2 rRNA genes are annotated in these 3,774 nt (G+C 56.1%); both read left to right on the top strand.

Annotation, left to right across the window (positions count from 1 at the left end):
• Positions 1–105: ribosomal RNA gene (locus AB4Y84_RS15825) — 16S ribosomal RNA — on the top strand; the annotation flags it as partial.
• A gap of 529 nt (positions 106–634) precedes the next feature.
• Positions 635–3,769: ribosomal RNA gene (locus AB4Y84_RS15820) — 23S ribosomal RNA — on the top strand.
• Positions 3,770–3,774: the final 5 nt, after the last annotated feature.

The raw sequence follows: 3,774 nt of genomic DNA, 5'->3' as shown, positions 1-3,774 counted from the left end.
GGCCTAACCCCTTGTGGGAGGGAGCTGTCGAAGGTGGGACTGGCGATTGGGACTAAGTCGTAACAAGGTAGCCGTACCGGAAGGTGCGGCTGGATCACCTCCTTTCTAAGGAGCACCTACAACAACCCTGCCAGGCGTGATGTCTGTGTGGTGGTGTTGTCAGGAGTACGCCCGTTGCGCAGACGCAAGTTCTGCGGCGGGTGCTCACGGGTGGAATATCARCAAATAGGTGCCTGGCGGCGCAGGCCGGCAGCAAGTACGGACGGGTTTCCCCTTTGGGGGGTGCCGGTCCTGGAACGCGGGCCGGAATGAATCGCTGGGTAGTGTTTGGCACACTGTTGGGTCCTGAGACAACAGGACCGGGGTTCACGGCTTCGTGCTGTGGTTCCGGGTTTGTGTTTCTGGTTTCCCTGCTGCACCGAGTGCACGGYTGGCCCCTTGGGGGTTCGTGTGGGGTGTGTGGTGTGGGGTTGTTGTTTGAGAACTACATAGTGGACGCGAGCATCTTTTATAAGAAGCAATTTCCAAGAATATGAACCTGGATCTGATCCGTGATTGTGCTGCCGCTTTTGGGTGGTGGTTGGTTGCGGTCTGGTTCCRTGGTTTTCTCGAAAATTACTCCTTGATCTTTTGTGGTCAAGTTTTTAAGAGCACACGGTGGATGCCTTGGCATTAGGAGCCGAAGAAGGACGTAGGAATCTGCGATAAGCCTGGGGGAGTCGATAACCGGACTGTGATCCCAGGGTGTCCGAATGGGGAAACCCCGCCAGGGGCGCGAGTTACCTGGTGACCCGCATCTGAACACATAGGGTGCGTGGGGGGAACGCGGGGAAGTGAAACATCTCAGTACCCGCAGGAAGAGAAAACAATAGTGATTCCGTTAGTAGTGGCGAGCGAACGCGGATCAGGCTAAACCGTTCCATGTGTGATAGCCGGCGGGCGTTGCATGGGCGGGGTTGTGGGACTTTCCGTTCTGTCTCTGCCGGGACAGTGGGGTGAGTGTATGGGCATAGGTGAACGGTCTTGAAAGGCCGGCCAGAGAGGGTGTGAGCCCCGTAACCGAAATGTGTCATGCCGCCTGTGAGAGTATCCCAAGTAGCACGGGGCCCGAGAAATCCCGTGCGAATCTGTCAGGACCACCTGATAAGCCTAAATACTCCCTAATGACCGATAGCGGACCAGTACCGTGAGGGAAAGGTGAAAAGTACCCCGGGAGGGGAGTGAAACAGTACCTGAAACCGTGTGCTTACAATCCGTCGGAGCAACCGCAGCTTGCTGTGTAGTTGTGACGGCGTGCCTTTTGAAGAATGAGCCTGCGAGTTAGTGTTACGTCGCGAGGTTAACCCGTGTGGGGAAGCCGTAGCGAAAGCGAGTCTGAACAGGGCGTTGCAGTGGCGTGATCTAGACCCGAAGCGAAGTGATCTACCCATGGCCAGGTTGAAGCGACGGTAAGACGTCGTGGAGGACCGAACCCACTTCAGTTGAAAATGGAGGGGATGAGCTGTGGGTAGGGGTGAAAGGCCAATCAAACTTCGTGATAGCTGGTTCTCCCCGAAATGCATTTAGGTGCAGCGTTGCGTGTTTCTTACCGGAGGTAGAGCTACTGGATGGCTAATGGGCCCTACAAGGTTACTGACGTCAGCCAAACTCCGAATGCCGGTAAGTGAGAGCGCAGCAGTGAGACTGTGGGGGATAAGCTTCATAGTCGAGAGGGAAACAGCCCAGACCACCAACTAAGGCCCCTAAGCGTGTGCTAAGTGGGAAAGGATGTGGAGTTGCGAAGACAACCAGGAGGTTGGCTTAGAAGCAGCCATCCTTAAAAGAGTGCGTAATAGCTCACTGGTCAAGTGATTCCGCGCCGACAATGTAGCGGGGCTCAAGTACACCGCCGAAGTTGTGGATTTCGGATAATAGCCAAGCCCTTGTGGTTCAGGCGTCCGGAGTGGTAGGGGAGCGTCGTGTGGGCGGTGAAGTCGCGGTGTAAACCAGCGGTGGAGCCTACACGAGTGAGAATGCAGGCATGAGTAGCGAAAGACGGGTGAGAAACCCGTCCGCCGAATGATCAAGGGTTCCAGGGTCAAGCTAATCTGCCCTGGGTAAGTCGGGACCTAAGGCGAGGCCGACAGGCGTAGTCGATGGACAACGGGTTGATATTCCCGTACCGGCGAAAAACCGCCCATGTTGAACGGGGGATACTAACCGCCCGAGACCTGCCCGACACCCCTTGTGGGTGGAGGGTTTTGGTGGAGCGCGGGACCTGATCCCGGGAGGCAAGCGTATTAACAGGTGTGACGCAGGAAGGTAGCCGGGCCGGGCGATGGTTGCCCCGGTCTAAGGATGTAGGGCGAACGGTAGGCAAATCCGCCGTTCATGATGCCTGAGACCCGATGGGACCCCCGTACGGGGGGATCCGGTGATCCTATGCTGCCGAGAAAAGCATCGACGCGAGGTTTTAGCCGCCCGTACCCCAAACCGACACAGGTGATCAGGTAGAGAATACTAAGGCGATCGAGAGAATTATGGTTAAGGAACTCGGCAAAATGCCCCCGTAACTTCGGGAGAAGGGGGGCCCCCATCGTGATGGACACTTGCTGTCCGGAGCGTGCAGGGGCCGCAGAGACCAGGGGGAAGCGACTGTTTACTAAAAACACAGGTCCGTGCGAAGTCGCAAGACGATGTATACGGACTGACTCCTGCCCGGTGCTGGAAGGTTAAGAGGACCGGTTAGCCGCAAGGCGAAGCTGAGAATTTAAGCCCCAGTAAACGGCGGTGGTAACTATAACCATCCTAAGGTAGCGAAATTCCTTGTCGGGTAAGTTCCGACCTGCACGAATGGAGTAACGACTTCCCCGCTGTCTCAACCATAAACTCGGCGAAATTGCAGTACGAGTAAAGATGCTCGTTACGCGCAGCAGGACGGAAAGACCCCGAGACCTTTACTATAGTTTGGTATTGGTGTTCGGAGTGGCTTGTGTAGGATAGGTGGGAGACGTGGAAGCCCGGACGCCAGTCCGGGTGGAGTCATCGTTGAAATACCACTCTGGTCACTTTGGACATCTAACTTCGGCCCGTAATCCGGGTCAGGGACAGTGCCTGATGGGTAGTTTAACTGGGGCGGTTGCCTCCTAAAAAGTAACGGAGGCGCCCAAAGGTTCCCTCAGCCTGGTTGGCAATCAGGTGTCGAGTGTAAGTGCACAAGGGAGCTTGACTGTGAGAGAGACATCTCGAGCAGGGACGAAAGTCGGGACTAGTGATCCGGCGGTACATTGTGGAATGGCCGTCGCTCAACGGATAAAAGGTACCTCGGGGATAACAGGCTGATCTTGCCCAAGAGTCCATATCGACGGCATGGTTTGGCACCTCGATGTCGGCTCGTCGCATCCTGGGGCTGGAGTAGGTCCCAAGGGTTGGGCTGTTCGCCCATTAAAGCGGTACGCGAGCTGGGTTTAGAACGTCGTGAGACAGTTCGGTCCCTATCCGCTGCGCGCGCAGGAAATTTGAGAAGGGCTGTCCTTAGTACGAGAGGACCGGGACGGACGAACCTCTGGTGTGTCAGTTGTACTGCCAAGTGCACCGCTGATTAGCTACGTTCGGATGGGATAACCGCTGAAAGCATCTAAGCGGGAAGCTCGCTTCGAGATGAGATTTCCATACACCTTGTGTGTGAGAGGCCCCCAGCCAGACCACTGGGTTGATAGGCCGGATGTGGAAGCGAGGACTAACGACTCGTGAAGCTGACCGGTACTAATAGGCCGATAACTTACACCACACCAC

Source organism: Stenotrophomonas sp. 2YAF22, assembly GCF_052114665.1.
Lineage (GTDB): Bacteria > Pseudomonadota > Gammaproteobacteria > Xanthomonadales > Xanthomonadaceae > Stenotrophomonas > Stenotrophomonas indicatrix.
Note: the sequence above shows the minus strand (reverse complement) of the source record. Positions and strands in the feature narration are given on the sequence as shown.